Origin of the sequence: Leeuwenhoekiella sp. MAR_2009_132, assembly GCF_000687915.1 — a bacterium.
Classification (GTDB): domain Bacteria; phylum Bacteroidota; class Bacteroidia; order Flavobacteriales; family Flavobacteriaceae; genus Leeuwenhoekiella.
The window spans coordinates 1,036,943-1,054,056 of the sequence record NZ_JHZY01000002.1; the positions used below are offsets into that span (position 1 = coordinate 1,036,943).

A 17,114-nucleotide genomic window follows, 5' to 3' on the forward strand; every position below is an offset into this window, starting at 1 on the left:
GTTTAACAGCTTAATTGCGGCACAATACTAATAAAAAAAGAAAGCCGAAGGCTAGTTTTTAGTTTTTAATTTAGCTTCTTTATCTCCTTTTCCTTTCCCTACATTGATAAAGTAAACACCGGTTAGCAAAATCGCCGCTGCGATTATAGATTGTAGCGTAATCGTTTCATCTAGAAAATACCAACCTAAAAACATAGCGATTATAGGATTTACGTAAGCAGATGTAGAGACTTTTTCGGTATCTACATTTTTTAGTAAATAATTAAATGCGGAAAATGCTGCGATACTTCCGAATAAAATAAGACAGGTTAATGCGATTTGAGTGCGACCAGACCAGCTTAGCGGACTGCTCCACTCCTCGCCTATAAATAAGCTTGCCAGAAGTAAAACCACGCCGGCTGCGGTCATTTGATATGCGGTAGATACAAAATGATTTTTAGGCGTTTCTACATGAGCAACTATTAAACTTCCCGAACTCCAACTCAATATAGCAGTAAGAGCCAGACCTACGCCTAACCAAAAATTAGGTTCTATGCTTAGTTGACGCTGGGTAACGAGCAATAACATACCTATTAAGCCCAGAAATACTCCCGCAATGGTCATTTTTTTGAGTTTTCGTTTTTGAATAACCATCATCATTAGAATAATAAATAATGGGTACATCGAGGCGATTAATGCTCCAAAACCACTATCTATATATTTTAAAGCCCAGACAAAAACCCCGTTTCCTACCGAAAGAAATAACACACCGGCAAGAATAGAATTACCCAGTTGCTTACGGCTTATGCGTAAAGAATGCCCTAAAGATGCAGCAATACCAAAAATAATAAGACCTGCTGTACAAAAGCGAAAACCTCCTAACATAAACGGCGGCAGCTCTGTAACGGCCATTTTATTCCATAAATAAGTAGATCCCCAAAACACATATATCGCAAAAAAAGCAAGGAAAATAACAGTAGGATTCTTTTGTGACATAGTAAAAAGTCGTTTAAAATAGAGCTAAAAAAAACCGACAATATAATCTATTGTCGGTTTCTAAATTGAAAAAAATGCTATTAGAAATTTTATAAATAAGCTGTTTTTACAGGCGCTTACATTTAAATACTTTTTTTTCTTTATAAAGTGCTTTATACAAATAGTAAAATAACAGTTAAGACAATTCCCGCCGCTGCAAAATACATTCCTTTTCTAAAAATACTGGTTTTAGGTAAAAACATATAGAATGACGAAATCACAAAAAACAGCAAAGAAACTCCGAAAAATATATTCATAAAGAACAACGGGTCACCCGATTTTGCTTTGTGAAAGTTGGTCATATTTTTTAAAATAGAAGGTAACTCTGCTTTTGTATATTCAGCCTCTCCTGTTTTTGAATTGTAATTTCCACCTTTAAAATAATAAGTACCGTTTTCTTCTTTATCAATTTTAAGATTGCGCAGACCCAGTGGTTTTGCTATTTCGGTGGTGCTTAGGTTTGCAGCTATAGTTTTTGTTTCTATAGTTTTAATCTTCAGAAAATCTGAATCTCTAAAAATTAATACGATACCACTTATAGAATAAACAGCCATTATACCGGCCAGGAAAAAACCTAAGTAACGGTGGTATTCTCGCATTTTTAAAGAAAGTTCACGTTTTGAAATCATAGTTTAAATTAGATTAATTGTAATGTGTTCAATTAGACGCTATCAGTTACTCCAGGTTTAAATACCTAAAAATTTTTGATATAATCTGATATTTAATGCCTTTTAAATATTGATTTAATATATCCCCGCACTCTTTTTGAACGATTGCTTTTTAAAAATTAGAAATAATTGCAATTATACAGAAGTTCTTGAACTAAATTTCTCTTTTAGAAGTTTAAGTTTTGGTTGTATGTAGCGTTTGCAAAAAGGTTTATCAGGATCTTTTAGATAATAATCGTGTAGACTTTCACGCGAAGCCTCAAAACTTGCAAAGGGAAGTATTTGAGTAATAAGCTGTTCTTTAAACAGAGGCTGTAAATCGATTTTTATTTGAGAAATAATCGCTTCTTGATATTCTGAAAAATAATAAACCGCAGATCTGTATTTAGTTCTAAAACTATGATCTGAAGTACTTTTATGTGTGTAAAGATGTATTTCTATAAGCACCGCTAATGGAATGATATCAGGATTATAATGCACGATTACCGCTTCAGAATAATCCGTATAGAATCCCGTTGATGCAACATAGCCCTGATCTACTTTAAGAACACCATTTAATGATTGAAACACGGCTTCTGTGCACCAGTGACACCCGCCACCTAAAGCTATTTTTGAAATAGATTTGCGCATCAACTTTTAATTTTTTTTTCAGTAATAAGTATACTTTCTTTTAAAAATGCAATAACTTTTTCTTTTGGCATTTCGCAAGGTTTTAGAAGTGTGCCATTAGTGGTTATATAGTAGTTAAGGCTTATAAAGTCTGTGCCGCCTAGCTCTTTGGCAAAGATTTTTATGCTTTTTCCGTTGTTAAAATCAGTACGGGTTACGCCGTATTTTTTAGCGAAATACTTGACTTCAGAATAACCGATAGGAATTTTATTAATATACTTTAAAACGCTCACTACGAACTGCACGAAAGCATGGAACAGCCTACTTTATCTCGCGCCCAGTCTGGCCGCTTCGCAAACCATTGTTGGTATTCCAGTTGCTCATCGTAAGGTTTTTTTAGCATTTTATAAAACGTATCAATAAGCGTATAATCTCCTTGATCTGCAGCATCTATTGCCAGTTGCGCCATATAATTGCGTAAGACATATTTAGGATTTACCGCATTCATAGCAGTTTTACGCTCAGCATCAGACCGCGAGTCTTGCTGTAAACGCTTTGAGTAGCTTAAAAACCAGTCATTCCATTGTTTTTGAATATCATCACCTGGTGTTTCTTTTGTGTACAATGCAGGGGTAATTAACTCAAATCCTTCGGCAGGCTTTTCTTTTTTAAAGTCAGCAAGATTTCTGAAGATTATAGTCATATCGGTCTCCACAAGCTGTAGACATGTTTCAAAATTTGCAATTAATTCTAAATCTGCTTCTGTGGCTTTTACAATACCTAACTTGTCTGCCATCATTTTAAGAGACTTCACGGCATACTCCTTTTTATAAATATCTAATATTTCTTCAAAACCTTCTGAGGCTTCCACAAGTGGATATAAAGCATTAGCGAGCTGGTATAAATTCCACAAACCTATATTGGGTTGGTTGCCATAACGATAGCGCTTATGTTGACGATCTGTCGTGTTGGGTGTCCATCCCCAATCAAAACCCTCTAACCAGCCATATGGACCATAGTCTATCGTAAGTCCCAAAATAGACATATTATCGGTATTCATTACCCCATGTACAAATCCTACGCGCTGCCAATTTATAATCATAGCTAAAGTGCGCTCTGAAACTTCGGCAAAAAATTTTAAGTAATTTTCTTTGGAAGGTTTACCCAGGTAGGAGAAAAAATAAGTGATGGTATAGTCTACCAGTTTTTGAAGACTCTCTTTATCATTTCTGTCTGTAAAAATCTGATAATTACCAAAACGTAAAAAGGATTCAGCCACCCTACTTACAACGGCACCTTTTTCATAATCAGGATTACCATCATACATCATATCCCGTAAAACTTGATCACCTGTTAATGAAAGTGAAAGTGCACGTGTGGTAGAAATACCTAAATGATGCATCGCCTCACTCATTAAATACTCGCGTATAGAAGAGCGTAAAACGGCAAGCCCATCTGCAGATCTCGAGTACGGCGTCTCCCCCGCTCCTTTAAGTTGTAGTGCCCAGTGGTTACCCTTATGATCTGTTTCAAATAAATTTATTGCTCTACCGTCTCCCAATTGCCCGGCCCAGTTTCCAAACTGATGCCCACCATATAGCATAGCATAAGGTTTAGTTTGGGGTAAAACGCTATTACCAGTTACCATTTTTAAAAATTCCTCAGATTGCGCTTCTTCCTGCGAAATGCCTAATTCTTCAAGCATTTTTTCAGAAACATGAATCAATTGCGGATTTGCGGTGGCCTTAGGTTCTACAAATGAATAGAACCCTTCAGTTACCTCCCTGCGCGCATTCTCTGTAATGGGATCTGCCGGAAGATTATCTGTAAAGAGGTTATTAAACTTAAACTGCATCTGATTTATTTTAGATTTTGGCTTACGCCGAAGGCACTACAAAGGTACAGATGATGAGTCGGTTTAGGTACTAAAACCTGTCAGTTAAAAAACTTATGAATTTTATGACAGAGCTTTCATTTTATTTAAAGTTTAAGAATATGATTTCTAAGATTATGGATTTGAGTTAGGTATACAGGCATTACGACGTATTTCTAAGATCACAGTATTAAACTTATATTAAAGTATACTGACAATCAGAATAATGGAATATACTTTGCACCTATAAATTTGAACAATTAAAACCTTTGAAAATATGAATTCATCTAACAAAAAAACAGGATTAGTAGCACTTTTAGGACTTGCCGGTGGTCTTTTTGCCTGGTATAAATACAAAACAGCAACTCCTGAAGAGAAAGAAAAAATCAAAAATAAAATTAGTGAAGCCGGTACTAAATTGAAAGAAACGTATCAGGAAGCTGAAGCTCGTATTAAAGATACCTATACAGAGGTTGAAGATACCGTTGCAGACAACTACGCTAAGTTGAAAAATAACGTTAAAAATGAAGCTGATAAAATTTCAGGATAATTTTTAATCACCTTATTATAAGCGCGATCTTTATAGTTCGCGCTTTTTTTATGCCCAATTTTTTAGAGATGTGATTACATAATTTAATTTATTTTCTGAATTAATAAGGAAAATCCAACCTATTCTTAATTTAGCTATATTCGTTTGATGAATATTAGAAACCTCTTAGTAGCCTTGCTGGTAACAATCACCTCGCAGGCACAAAACTATATAGATCTGGCAAATCTTTCCTATTCTACAACACCTCAAAATGATTTTGAAAATTCTGAAGAATCAACGGCTGTAAATGAGCTTGAATTTCAATTTACGTTTCCGAAGGTTTTAGACCAAAAAAACACATTTATATCTAATGTAATGATAGAATCTAATGCATTACGCTTAGATCCTACTTACCGTAAGAAAACTACATTAGCCTCTCTTAGTTTAGCTCTGGGCTTAAATCATAAGTATTCAGACCGTTTAGCGATAACGTATTTAATAATTCCTAAAATAGCCTCAGACCTTGATTTAATAACTTCAGATGGTTTTCAATTAGGAGGTTTGGCGTTGGCTACGTTAAAGAAGAATGAAAATTTTAGCTGGAAAATGGGTTTATATGCAAACACAGAAGAATTTGGTCTATTTCTGGTACCCTATGCAGGATTTTACTATTTGAGCCCTAGCAAACGTTTTGAAGCCTATATAACTACGATTAACGGAGATATCAATTTTATGCTTACCAATAAAATAAATATAGGTGGCGATGTAAACGGACTAACATCTAGCTATGCCTTGTCAGATCCCTATTTTGGTTCTACAACCGAATATTTTGCAAAAAATACAACCGAGTTTTTTGCATACCTACGCTATCCCCTATATAAAGGATTGTATTTAAAAGCCAAAGCTGGCTACTCAATAACCCGAACTTATAAAGTCTTTAAAGAAAGTGATCAGGTAGATTTAGGATTGAGCCTTTTCTATCTGGGTGACGACCGAAATCAACTGAACACACCTTTAGCTAAAGGTGCGTTGTTTAAATTAGAATTACTCTATAGATTTAATCTTTAGCTTCTACCCAGTTTACGTACTGCAGCCCATTCTCTCAGCTTATCGCGAGATTCTGTTGCAGGGTAGCCCAGCATAGTTTTACCTGCAGCGACATCACCCATTACACCAGATCCGGCAGCAATTACAGCTCCAGAATGAATTGTTGTATGGTCTTTAATTGAAGCGCTTCCGCCAATTATAACGCCATCGCCTAGGGTAACAGAACCGGCTAAACCACTATGACCTGCCATTATACAGCATTTACCTAAAATACAGTTGTGTCCTATTTGTACCAGATTATCTATTTTACAGCCATCGCCAATAATGGTAGAATCAAATTTTGCACGATCTACACAAGAATTAGCGCCTATCTCTACCCCATTACCAAGAATTACATTACCTATATGTACAATTTTAATTAGACCACGACCGTCTTCACTAGGTCTGTAACCAAAACCATCTGCACCTATGCTAACATTGTTATGTAAAATACAATATGCGCCTATTTGAGAACGCTCTCTTATTACTGTACCCGGCCAAATTATAGTTTTAGTACCTATTGTAGAATCATCTAGTATCGTCACATTAGGATAAATCACTACTTCATCCCCAATTATAACGTTAGCGCCTATATAACAGCCTGCCCCTATAGATGCATCTTTTCCTATTGTAGCAGAATGATGTACGGTCGCAAGCGGATGTATATCAGCCTCGATATAAGGTGCATCGGGTTCAAATAAAGACAATAATTTTGCCATTGCCAGATCTGCATTAGGTACGACTAATAAAGGAATTTCACCAGAAACCAGGTGTGCCAGGTTTTCACTAATTACAATCGCACCTGCTTTTGAATTGTTGTATAATTTTGCGTATTTACTAGATCCTATAAAACTTATCTGATCATTTGATGCTTTCTCTAAATGGTTAAGCCCGGTAAACTGTTGGCTAGAATTACCTAATTGTTTGGCAGAAAGTAAAGTGCTAATTTGCTCTAATGAGAAGTTGATCATTATACGTTTTAAGTTAGTTTGTAATAATTTTTTGACACTACCAAGAGGAATTATCCTATTAAAAGCAGTGGAAGATACTTATAAAAATTAACTCCTAGATTATTGAAAACTTTATAGAGCGCTATTTTCTATAAAAAAAGCAGCTTACCTGTAGTTAGTAAGCTGCTCGCTGTAAAATATAAGGGGAATAGTTTATTAATTTCTTGATAGATTAGAAATCTCCTTTGTTGGAGCCAACAATTTTTTAGTTTGGCGCACAACCGAAGCATTAATTTTTAATTCGGCTTTCAGATTAATAGTTTTTGAATCTGTAGCAACGAGAATTTTGTAAATACCCTCATCTAATTTCCAGGCATTAGTTGTACTGTCGTAGGAAGCTAATTCTTCAGGAGCTAACGCAAAGCTAATAATTTGTGATTCGCCGGCAGCCAATTCCTCTGTTTTAGCGAAAGCCTTTAATTCTTTATTTGGCTTTTCCAGACCGGTAGCGGGTGCGGCTACATAGAGTTGTGCAACCTCCTTCCCTGCTCTATCGCCGGTATTAGTAACCTTAAAACTTACATTGATTCCATCTTCATTTGTTACTTTTAAATCAGAATAGGTAAACGTACTGTAGGATTTCCCAAAACCAAAAGGAAACGAAACCGGTACCTCAAAACTATCAAAATAACGATATCCCACATAAATATCTTCTTGATATAGTTCTTCTGAAGGCACGCCCTGCATTATATTCTGGGGCTTAGGAGCATTTGGATCAAGTACAGTTCCCGGAAAATTCTTGCTAGATGAAACATCTGCTATTTGAATGGGGAATGTAACCGGTAATTTCCCGGAAGGATTAGATTTTCCGCTTAAGATATCGGCAATGGCATTACCAGCTTCCTGACCCGGCTGCCATGTTAATAAAATAGCATCTGCATAATCTTTCCAGGAAGCTGTTTCAATAACACCACCTATATTCAGAATTACAATAAATGATTTTCCCTGAGCGTTAAAAGCGTACTTAATATTTTGAATTAAATCTTTTTCTAGTGTTGTTAAACTAAAATCACCTTCATCTGTACGATCTTGAAATTCTCCCGAAGTACGTCCTAACGTAAAAATGGCAACATCATTTTCTTTAGCAATTTCTGAAAGTTCTTCCTTAGTCCAGCTCTTTTCAGGGACTAATTCATCTTTTAGAAAAAACATTGCTTTTGGTGGAATTTTAGCACGTTCTTCTTTCATATATATAGAATACGCAGAGGTCAAATGCTCATCAAGTTTAAGATTAGCATTTTGTAAACCTTCTAAAAGCGATACACTGTAGGCCTTATTTACATCACCACTTCCAGTACCTCCTGCAATGGTCTCATAGGAAGACGAACCAAACAAAGCTATTTTTACATCTGCAGCTAATGGAAGTACAGCCTCATTTTTTAATAAAACCATTCCCTCTGTAGCTGCATTGCGGGCAATTAGTTTATGACCTTCTAGATCTGTTTTTCCCGAAGGATTGTATCCTTTAAATGCAAAAGTGTTTTTGTATGCATTTAAAATGGCAATAACATTTCGGTCTAAAATAGCTACATCCAATTCTCCATTTTCTACAGCCTCTTTAATTGTATTTGCCTGGAGGTCTGTTCCCGGCATAAGCAAATCATTACCAGCTATCATTTGTGCAACAGGATTAGTACCTGCAAACCAGTCGGTCATCACAAAACCATCATATCCCCATTCTTCTCGTAAAAGCTGATTAAGTAACTCTTCATTTTCAGAAGCATAAGTACCGTTTATTTTGTTGTAAGACGACATTACTGCCATAGGATTACTTTTGTCTATTGCAATTTTGAATCCTTTAAGGTAGATTTCACGAAGTGCGCGCTCACTTACAACAGTATTTAATGCAGTTCGGTTAGTCTCTGAGTTATTAGCTACAAAATGTTTAATAGTAGCACCTAAACCTTCAGCCTGAACCCCATTTACAAAACCTGCTGCAATATTTCCTGACAAAACAGGATCTTCTGAGTAATATTCAAAATTTCTTCCGCCTAAAGGGTTTCGTTGAATGTTAAGTGCCGGTGCCAATAGCACATCTACCCCATAATCACGACCTTCAATACCAAAAGCTTTTCCTATTTGTTGCGCTAAGTCGACATTCCAGGAAGATGATAAACTACTCGCTGTAGGAAAACCGGTAGCATAAAACGTTTGATCTGGACTATCTGGACGAGTAGGACTAATACGAATTCCCGCCGGGCCGTCTGCGAATACAACTGCCGGAAAGTTAAATTTTTTAATGGGATAACTTGTTCCCGCAGCACCTGCAACTTTATCTTGGGTAGCGCCTACAATTGCTTGCGGAGCTTCTGCCCCTTTGGGAACACCAGGAACATTCATACCGGTTCCTATTACTAAATAAATTTTTTCTTCGAGGCTCAATTGAGCTACTTGTTCTGCTGTAGTTTGCTGTGCAATAGCACTACTACAAATCAAGAGTAAAAACGCAAAAGACTTTAATTTCATAATTAGAATATTAATTAGATTCTAAATATGTAAAATTTAATAGCCAAAACCTTTGACAATTATCAAATAATCAAATGCTATATTTTTGATCTGATACGACTTAACGTTTCCTGAGTAATTCCTAAAAAGGAAGCAATGTGTGAGAGTGGTACTTTGTGAAGGATTTTAGGTTGTTGCTCAATGAGGTATAAGTAACGTTCTTTTGCACTTTGAAAATGGATACTTTCCATACGTCGCTGAGATGCGATTAGTGAATTAGAAAAGAAGTTTGTAGCCAACCGGGAGATTTCTATATTATTTTTATCTAGGCCCATAAGACCTTCTTTAGAAAGAAAAATAACTTTTGAAGGCTCAAGGGCCTCAATAATTAAATTACTGGGCGTATCATTAAAATAACTCTCAATTGAAAAACAAAAACTTCCGGTACCCGCAAACCATTCAGTGACATCCTTGCCTTTTTTAAAATAGTATTCTCTGGCAAATCCGCTTTGTATATAAAAGAGATCTCGACAAATTTCTTCCTGCTTTAATATAAAATCACCTTTTTCAAAAAATTTGATACTTATAAACGGTTTAAGCAAATCTCGTGTGGAATCACTTAAATAGCTTAGGCTGCTCAATTTATTGAGAAATTGATCTATCATAAAACCAGTATTTAAAAATAGATTTAACTAAACTTAATTTAAGAGTCGCTAATATTTTTAGTCTTTAAATATAAGTTTTCTACTTTATTTCTAGCCCAGTCTGTCTTTCTCAAAAACTTTAAACTAGAGTTTATTGAGGGATTTGTCTTAAAACTATTTATTTTAATGCGATCTGCTAATTCTTCCCAGCCATAATGAGCAACAAGACGTTCAAGTATAACTTTTAGAGTTAAACCGTGTAAGGGATTATTGGGTTGTTCCATAATTTACCAGTCTATGGGGAAATAATCTTTTAAAAATTTACCGCTCCAGTGTTTACCGGTATTAATACCATCAAACAACGGGTCAATTACACGGGCAGCACCATCTACAATATCAAGTGGCGGTTGAAAATCGTGTTCTTCAATTTTACGCTTTGCCAATTCTGCAGGGTCTTCATCTGTTACCCAGCCTGTATCTACAGCGTTTATAAAAATACCTTCTTTAGCAAGACTCCCGGCAGCAGTATGTGTCAACATATTCAAGGCTGCTTTAGCCATGTTAGTATGTGGGTGACGATCTTCTTTAAAAAAGCGATGAAATTTACCTTCCATAGCAGATACATTTATGATGTGCTTTTTGCCAGTATTTTCTTTCTTCATTAGTTCTGAAAGACGGTTACACAAAACAAATGGAGCGACTGAATTAACCAGTTGTACCTCAATCATTTCTGTAGTTTCTATCTCTCCCAGCTTTAAGCGCCAGCTATTTGTCTTACGCAAATCTACCTGCTGTAAATCTGCATCTAGTTTACCTTCAGGAAACACTTCTGAAGCTTGCAACGAGTTGTCAAAACTATAGGGTATCTGCGATAATTTTGCTGAAGCCCGTATTCCTATTCCCGGTTCAGGACCATGCCAGGTTACAGGCATATTTCGGTTTGCACTTGCTGTAGTCCCCAAGGACTTAAGTTCATCAAGACATTCTATATGATCCTCTAGAGTTTGTCTAATAAATTTAGGTAGTTCTGCTAATGGTTTTTCTTCATTAGGCATTAAATGCTGATAGAATCCTGCAGGTCTTCGCACAGTTTGTGCTGCATTATTTATAAGAATGTCCAGACGGTCATAGCGCTGCTCTATATAATTACAGAAAATTTCAACACTGGGAATATGACGTAAATCAAGCCCGTGTATTTTTAAACGATCTGCCCAGACGTGGTAATCATCTTCTTTAGAAAAACGTATTGCAGAATCTACTGGAAACCGTGTGGTTGCAACAACTGTTGCCCCTGCACGTAATAACATTAATGTGATGTGATAGCCTATTTTAAGACGCGATCCGGTAATTATAGCTACCTGCCCAGTCAAGTCCGCATTTTGAAAACGCTTGGCGTAATTAAAATCTCCGCATTCGGTGCACATAGTATCGTAGAAGTGGTGCAATTTTGTGAATTCAGTTTTACAAACATAGCAATTGCGAGGTGTCTGTAATTCTTGAGTTTCTATAGCACTAAGATCTGCTGCAGCAAGAAGTTTAGGAGCCGTAAATATTGAAGCCTCACGAGCGCTGCGAATACCGGTTTCTTTGCGAGCCGCTTTATCTCGTGCAGCCTGTTTGCGCTTTTGCGCTTTTTTAGCATCTTTTTTTCTACGTGAAAACTCGTCACGGTTAGGCCTTGACAATTTTCCTGTAGACTTTAAAAGTGCAATACGCTGCTCTTTAGGTAATTCAAAAATGAGGTTTGTATTGGTATTTAGATGTTCTAAAACTTCAATACATTTAGCAATATCTTCTGCAGAATATGCATTAGATAATTCTGATTCTTGTTGTGACATTGGCATTATAGGGTACTAATAAAATTTCAAAATTAACTGAAATTATCGGGTATTGTAAACAAAATAAGGCATAAAAAAAGCCCTCATAAAGAAGGCTTTTTAGCATTTTAATTGTCTATATGATTAGTCAATCACACGTACATTAATCGCGTTGATTCCTTTTTTACCTCTTTCGGTTTCAAATTCTACACGGTCGTTTTCGCGTACTTCGTCAATAAGACCACTTGCGTGTACAAAAACATCCTCGTCAGACCCTTCAGGTTTAATAAATCCAAAACCTTTAGCGTTATTAAAAAATTTTACTGTTCCTTCTTTCATTACGTTTACTCTATTATTAATTAATTTATTTACAAATCGTTGTATTGCATTCATACTTAAAAATTACAATTAAAACCTATATATGCTTTCTGGTCTTAATTTTTATTTTACAGGGATTTTAAAAGGTTCTGATGTATTTAGAACTATGGAAGAAGTAGTATTTGAATCTCATAAATGAAGAAAGATCTTCACCCGTATTTAAATTGAAACTTGCCTCGAGAGCTTTTATTTACTTATAAAATATGTACTGCACTATTGCTATTAAAAGATTTATTTGCAGTTTTAAATTGTCACTTAAATAATTTAACGATACAAATATAGTCTAAATATACTACACACAACAATTAATTCTATTTATCTGTTTTTTAATACACAAAAGAAATTTTAAGATTCTAATTATTCCCTTTTAAGCCTGCTCACTGGTACGCTTTAGTTATTATTTAACGACTTCTTTAAAGTCACTTCTTTAACTTTATCAACTTATTAAAGAATTTTAAATTAAAAAACCTCACATGGCAAACATACTCACCGAAAAAGATCAAAAAAACTGGTATAAAGATGCAATCATATATGAGTTACATATAAAAGCTTTTTTTGATAGCAACGGTGATGGCATTGGTGATTTTGAAGGCTTGTTACAGAAGTTAGATTATCTTGAAGATTTAGGGGTAACAGCAATTTGGTTACTCCCATTCTACCCCTCTCCACTACGTGATGACGGTTATGATATTGCAGATTACTACACCATTAATAAATCATATGGTGAGATTGATGACTTTAAACGCTTTATAGAAGAAGCTCACAATAGAGGATTAAAGGTAATTACAGAACTTGTTATCAATCATACATCAGATCAACATGAGTGGTTTAAATTATCACGACAAGCCGAAAAAGGTTCTAAATACAGAGATTATTATGTGTGGAGTGATTCAGTAGAAAAATACAAAGACGCACGTATCATTTTTACAGATACAGAACCCTCAAACTGGACCTGGGATGCCGAAGCAAATGCATATTATTGGCATCGTTTCTTCTCGCATCAACCTGATTTAAATTTTGATAATCCCGATGTACAGGAAGAGGTTTTTAATATTATGGATTACTGGTGTGAACTGGGTGTAGATGGTTTTAGACTGGATGCGGTTCCTTATCTATTTGAGCGAGACGGTACTAATTGTGAAAATTTACCCGAAACGCATGTTTTTCTAAAAAAACTAAGAGCACGTATAGATGCTAAATATGATGGTAAATTACTGCTTGCTGAAGCTAATATGTGGCCAGAGGATTCTGCTGCCTATTTTGGTGATGGTGATGAGTGCCATATGAATTATCACTTTCCTATTATGCCACGTATGTTTATGTCGGTTAAGATGGAAGACCGCTACCCTATTATAGACATTATAGATCAAACCCCAGAAATACCCGAAGCTTGCCAATGGGCAATTTTCTTAAGAAATCATGATGAGCTAACCTTAGAAATGGTTACCGATGAGGAACGGGATTATATGTATAAAGTATATTCTCAAGACCCTAAGGCAAAAATAAATGTGGGTATTAGAAGACGACTAGCTCCCTTACTCGATAATAACCGTAGCAAAATAGAATTGATGAATGTGCTGCTGTTTTCATTACCGGGAACACCGGTTCTCTATTATGGTGATGAGATTGGGATGGGTGACAATTTTTATTTAGGTGATCGCGACGGTGTGCGCACGCCCATGCAGTGGACTGCAGATCGTAATGCCGGATTTTCAATGGCAAATCCTCAGAAACTGTATTTACCTACTATTATTGATCCGCAGTATCGTGCAGAATCAGTTAACGTAGAAGCTCAGCAAATGAATCCATCTTCCCTCTTGTGGTGGATGAAGCGCATTATGAATATGCGAAAAAATTTCAAAGCATTTGGGCGTGGGGATATTCAGTTTTTAGCCCCTTCAAATGCCAAAATCCTTACATTTACACGTACTTACGAGGATGAAACGATTCTTGTAGTTGCCAATTTATCTCGTTTCTCACAAGCAGTAGAATTAGAACTTGAAGACTATAAAGATTACATACCGGTTGAAGTTTTTAGCCGAAATAAATTTCCGAAGATAACCGCTAACCCTTACCTATTCACGTTGGCTCCTCACGGGTATTATTGGTTCTCTTTAAGTAAACCCGAGGCAGAACATCAGGATAGACCGCTATCGCAATTAAAAACAAAAAATTGGGATACGTTATTCAATACCAAAAACAGAAAATACCTAGAAGAACAGCTACTTCCCGGCTATTTTAAAGGTAAATATTGGTTCGGTGATCGGGAGCGTACCATTCAATCTATGCATATCACTAATTTTTTTGATTTACCTGTGGAAAATTTACAGGTTAAAAATCTAATTGTTGAAGTGATTTTTAATGAAGGCTTACCTGAAATTTATCAATTACCGGTTTGCTTTATTGAAAATATACACGAGAGTTTATTAGAAGCTGTTCCTCAAAATGGAATTCTGGCAGAACTAATACTAGATTCAGCAGAAGGCCTGTTTGTAGATGCGGTGTATATTGAGCCATTTAGATCCTATTTATTTTACAGTTTGCAACACGGTAAAACGCTCAAATTAGACAAAGAAGCTCTTCTGTTTGAGAAAGGTACAATTACTCCTGATGCAGATATAGAGCACGTAGGGTCGCGACTTATAGAAACTAAACAAAGTAATACTTCTATAATTTATGATCACCGTTACTTTTTAAAATTATATAGAAGATTAGACAGTACCATAAATCCCGATGCTGAAATCGCTCGATATCTTACGGAAGTCGTAAAATTTGAATATACCCCAGATTATATGGGTAGCTTGATTTACGCAACAAAACATAAAAACAGAGCCGTTTTAGGAATGATGCAGGATTTGGTTAGTAACACCGGTACTGGTTGGGAAAATACGACAGATGCGGCCCACAGGTATATGGAGCGAGTTGAGACTCAGGAACATCCACAGACACCAGAACTTGATGTTTCTAAACGCACGAAGGTGCTTGTTTTTGAAGATTTGAATGAACAGGACCAACTCTTAATAGATAATATTATTCCTGAAAGGCTGAGTTTATTAGGTAAGCGTAGTGCAGAAATGCATATTGCGCTTTCAAATTTAAAAGGATTTATGGGCGTTGAGCAAGAAGAATTTTCTTTACACTACCAGCGATCATTGTATTCTGCTTTGCAGAGCCTTACGCGAGAGGCCTTTGAAAAATTGAAAAAAGCAATACCAACACTTCCGGAAGCTATAAAACAGGAAGCAAAAGTAGTTTTTGCTCGCAAAGGCGAGGTGCTTTCTTGTTTTAAACGTGTTTTTGATCACAAAATAGATACGTTTAAAATACGTACTCACGGTGATTTTCAGCTTCAGAATTTATTATGGACCGGGAAAGATTTTATCATCATCAATTTTGAAGGTGATCCTTCAAAAGCTTTTAGTGAGCGTCGTATACTTAGATCAGGCTTACGCGATGTCGCTTCAATGATTCGCTCATTACATTATGCTGCGTATTCGCCAATTTTAGAACAAAATTATATAGACTCGTACACTCCTTCAGATTTGGAGAAATGGGCCGAAGCATGGTATTATCATACGACCCGTTTTTATTTAAATGGTTATAATGAAACCATGCAAGATTCGCAATTAATACCGCAAAATGAAACTGACTATAAGGTGGTGCTCAACACTTTTTTACTAGAGAAATCACTTATAGAACTTACTACCGAATTAGAAAATAGACCACACTGGTCTCTGGTAGCATTACGCGGTATTCTGGCAGTTTTAGATAGCTGTAAAAATTAGTTAAACCAGAATTAAAGAACAAAAAACCCCCGATTCTCAAAAGAATCGGGGGTTTTTAAATTTACTTGAAGGATAATTATTCCGCTTTACGCAAAGATTCCATATCAATTACAAAACGATATTTTACATCACCCTTAATAACGCGTTCGTAAGCTTCATTAATAGTGTTCATATCGATTATCTCAATATCACTTACAATATTGTGTTTTCCACAGAAATCAAGCATTTCCTGAGTTTCTTTTATTCCACCTATTAGCGATCCTGCAATACTTTTACGTCCTAAAATTAAGTTACCTCCATGCATAGGCTCGAGCGGCTCTACAGCTCCTACCATACACATTGTAGAATCAATTTTAAGTAAATTTAAATACGGGTTGGTATCGTGTCCTACAGGTACAGTATTTAATAAGAAGTCAAAAGTACCGTTATGTTGCTTCATTGCTTCGGCATCCTTAGAAATCAACACTTCATCAGCACCTAAACGTTTTGCATCTTTACCTTTTTCAGGACTTGTGGTAATCATCACAACATGTGCTCCCATAGCGTGGGCAAATTTGATACCCATATGTCCTAAACCACCTAAACCTATAACGCCTACTTTATCTCCTTTTTTCACATTCCAGTGATTTAGTGGAGAAAATGTGGTAATACCAGCACATAATAAGGGTGCTACGGCTTTTTCGTCTAGATTTTCAGGAACGCTTAAAACGTAATAGTTATCTACAATGATTTCTTCAGAATAACCACCAAAGGTATGCCCTCCTAGATGCTTATCTTTGCCGTTATAAGTACCTACCATTCCCTGCTCACAAAATTGCTCTAAATCGTGTTTGCATGGTTCGCACTCACGGCAAGAATCTACCATACATCCTACACCTACCGTGTCACCTACTTTAATGTTAGTAACCTCGTTTCCTACTTCAAGTACTTTACCTATAATTTCGTGCCCGGGAACTACAGGGTATTTTGAACCACCCCAATCGTTACGTACCGTATGTATATCACTGTGGCAAACACCACAATATGTAATTTTAATTTTAACGTCACGAGGCTTTACGTCTCTACGTTCAATTATTATTTGTTTTAATTCCGCTTTGGCATCTGCTGCGCCATATGCTTTTACTTCGCTCATACTAATATTTATTTTAAGTAAAATAACGCTATTACAAAGCGAAAATTAAAATGAATAGATCTATTTAAATTAAGTTTAACGCATATACCTAACCTAGGTTAATAAACCAGGTTATTGTAAGTTA

At 35.9% G+C, this 17,114-nt stretch carries 14 protein-coding genes; 3 read left to right on the forward strand and 11 right to left on the reverse strand.

Annotation, left to right across the window (positions count from 1 at the left end):
* Positions 1–51: 51 nt before the first annotated feature.
* The 4 genes from P164_RS04485 to P164_RS04505 form a co-directional block, all read right to left on the reverse strand.
* A complete protein-coding gene (locus tag P164_RS04485) occupies positions 52–975 on the reverse strand; it encodes an EamA family transporter (protein WP_028375272.1) in 924 nt (307 codons plus the stop codon).
* A gap of 152 nt (positions 976–1,127) precedes the next feature.
* Positions 1,128–1,643: a membrane protein gene (locus P164_RS04490; protein ID WP_028375273.1), complete on the reverse strand. Its 516-nt coding sequence runs from the start codon at positions 1,641–1,643 to the stop codon at positions 1,128–1,130.
* Positions 1,644–1,817: 174 nt separating this feature from the next.
* Positions 1,818–2,312, reverse strand: a complete 495-nt coding sequence (locus tag P164_RS04495; protein ID WP_028375274.1) for a peptide-methionine (S)-S-oxide reductase — start codon at positions 2,310–2,312, stop codon at positions 1,818–1,820.
* A gap of 271 nt (positions 2,313–2,583) precedes the next feature.
* Complete coding sequence (locus P164_RS04505) at positions 2,584–4,146, reverse strand: protein adenylyltransferase SelO (RefSeq protein WP_028375276.1); 1,563 nt, start codon at positions 4,144–4,146, stop codon at positions 2,584–2,586.
* A gap of 295 nt (positions 4,147–4,441) precedes the next feature.
* Between P164_RS04505 and P164_RS04510 the strand changes: the two genes are divergently transcribed.
* Both P164_RS04510 and P164_RS04515 read left to right on the forward strand, forming a co-directional pair.
* Positions 4,442–4,714: a hypothetical protein gene (locus P164_RS04510; protein WP_035899340.1), complete on the forward strand. Its 273-nt coding sequence runs from the start codon at positions 4,442–4,444 to the stop codon at positions 4,712–4,714.
* Positions 4,715–4,861: 147 nt separating this feature from the next.
* Complete coding sequence (locus P164_RS04515) at positions 4,862–5,761, forward strand: DUF6268 family outer membrane beta-barrel protein (protein WP_028375277.1); 900 nt, start codon at positions 4,862–4,864, stop codon at positions 5,759–5,761.
* On the opposite strand, the gene lpxD is transcribed toward P164_RS04515, so the two are convergent.
* The 6 genes from lpxD to P164_RS04545 all read right to left on the reverse strand — a co-directional run bounded on the left by lpxD (position 5,758) and on the right by P164_RS04545 (position 12,034).
* Complete coding sequence (lpxD, locus tag P164_RS04520; RefSeq protein WP_028375278.1) at positions 5,758–6,750, reverse strand: UDP-3-O-(3-hydroxymyristoyl)glucosamine N-acyltransferase; 993 nt, start codon at positions 6,748–6,750, stop codon at positions 5,758–5,760. The genes P164_RS04515 and lpxD overlap by 4 nt on opposite strands.
* Before the next feature lie 195 nt (positions 6,751–6,945).
* Complete coding sequence (locus P164_RS04525; RefSeq protein WP_051621197.1) at positions 6,946–9,255, reverse strand: beta-glucosidase; 2,310 nt, start codon at positions 9,253–9,255, stop codon at positions 6,946–6,948.
* 77 nt (positions 9,256–9,332) lie between these two features.
* Positions 9,333–9,899, reverse strand: coding sequence for a Crp/Fnr family transcriptional regulator (locus P164_RS04530; RefSeq protein ID WP_028375280.1), 567 nt, complete (start codon positions 9,897–9,899; stop codon positions 9,333–9,335).
* Positions 9,900–9,937: 38 nt separating this feature from the next.
* A complete protein-coding gene (locus P164_RS04535) occupies positions 9,938–10,162 on the reverse strand; it encodes a VF530 family DNA-binding protein (protein ID WP_035899341.1) in 225 nt (74 codons plus the stop codon).
* Positions 10,163–10,165: 3 nt separating this feature from the next.
* The gene (locus P164_RS04540; protein WP_028375282.1) at positions 10,166–11,716 is read right to left on the reverse strand and encodes an SDR family NAD(P)-dependent oxidoreductase; all 1,551 of its coding nucleotides are present in this window, start codon (positions 11,714–11,716) and stop codon (positions 10,166–10,168) included.
* Between the two features lie 123 nt (positions 11,717–11,839).
* Positions 11,840–12,034 (reverse strand): cold-shock protein, encoded by a 195-nt coding sequence (locus P164_RS04545; RefSeq protein ID WP_028375283.1) that lies wholly within the window; start codon positions 12,032–12,034, stop codon positions 11,840–11,842.
* Positions 12,035–12,546: 512 nt separating this feature from the next.
* Between P164_RS04545 and treS the strand changes: the two genes are divergently transcribed.
* Entirely contained in the window at positions 12,547–15,858 is a 3,312-nt protein-coding gene (gene treS / locus P164_RS04550) for a maltose alpha-D-glucosyltransferase (protein WP_028375284.1), read from the forward strand.
* A 76-nt stretch (positions 15,859–15,934) separates the two neighbouring features.
* On the opposite strand, the gene P164_RS04555 is transcribed toward treS, so the two are convergent.
* Positions 15,935–16,990, reverse strand: a complete 1,056-nt coding sequence (locus P164_RS04555) for an NAD(P)-dependent alcohol dehydrogenase (protein WP_028375285.1) — start codon at positions 16,988–16,990, stop codon at positions 15,935–15,937.
* Positions 16,991–17,114: the final 124 nt, after the last annotated feature.

What these genes read in the sequence shown, in the direction of transcription:
- P164_RS04485 (WP_028375272.1), bottom strand. Translation starts at nt 975, where the DNA reads ATGTCACAAAAGAATCCTACTGTTATTTTCCTTGCTTTTTTTGCGATA.
- P164_RS04490 (WP_028375273.1), bottom strand. Translation starts at nt 1,643, where the DNA reads ATGATTTCAAAACGTGAACTTTCTTTAAAAATGCGAGAATACCACCGT.
- P164_RS04495 (WP_028375274.1), bottom strand. Translation starts at nt 2,312, where the DNA reads ATGCGCAAATCTATTTCAAAAATAGCTTTAGGTGGCGGGTGTCACTGG.
- P164_RS04505 (WP_028375276.1), bottom strand. Translation starts at nt 4,146, where the DNA reads ATGCAGTTTAAGTTTAATAACCTCTTTACAGATAATCTTCCGGCAGAT.
- P164_RS04510 (WP_035899340.1), top strand. Translation starts at nt 4,442, where the DNA reads ATGAATTCATCTAACAAAAAAACAGGATTAGTAGCACTTTTAGGACTT.
- P164_RS04515 (WP_028375277.1), top strand. Translation starts at nt 4,862, where the DNA reads ATGAATATTAGAAACCTCTTAGTAGCCTTGCTGGTAACAATCACCTCG.
- lpxD (WP_028375278.1), bottom strand. Translation starts at nt 6,750, where the DNA reads ATGATCAACTTCTCATTAGAGCAAATTAGCACTTTACTTTCTGCCAAA.
- P164_RS04525 (WP_051621197.1), bottom strand. Translation starts at nt 9,255, where the DNA reads ATGAAATTAAAGTCTTTTGCGTTTTTACTCTTGATTTGTAGTAGTGCT.
- P164_RS04530 (WP_028375280.1), bottom strand. Translation starts at nt 9,899, where the DNA reads ATGATAGATCAATTTCTCAATAAATTGAGCAGCCTAAGCTATTTAAGT.
- P164_RS04535 (WP_035899341.1), bottom strand. Translation starts at nt 10,162, where the DNA reads ATGGAACAACCCAATAATCCCTTACACGGTTTAACTCTAAAAGTTATA.
- P164_RS04540 (WP_028375282.1), bottom strand. Translation starts at nt 11,716, where the DNA reads ATGTCACAACAAGAATCAGAATTATCTAATGCATATTCTGCAGAAGAT.
- P164_RS04545 (WP_028375283.1), bottom strand. Translation starts at nt 12,034, where the DNA reads ATGAAAGAAGGAACAGTAAAATTTTTTAATAACGCTAAAGGTTTTGGA.
- treS (WP_028375284.1), top strand. Translation starts at nt 12,547, where the DNA reads ATGGCAAACATACTCACCGAAAAAGATCAAAAAAACTGGTATAAAGAT.
- P164_RS04555 (WP_028375285.1), bottom strand. Translation starts at nt 16,990, where the DNA reads ATGAGCGAAGTAAAAGCATATGGCGCAGCAGATGCCAAAGCGGAATTA.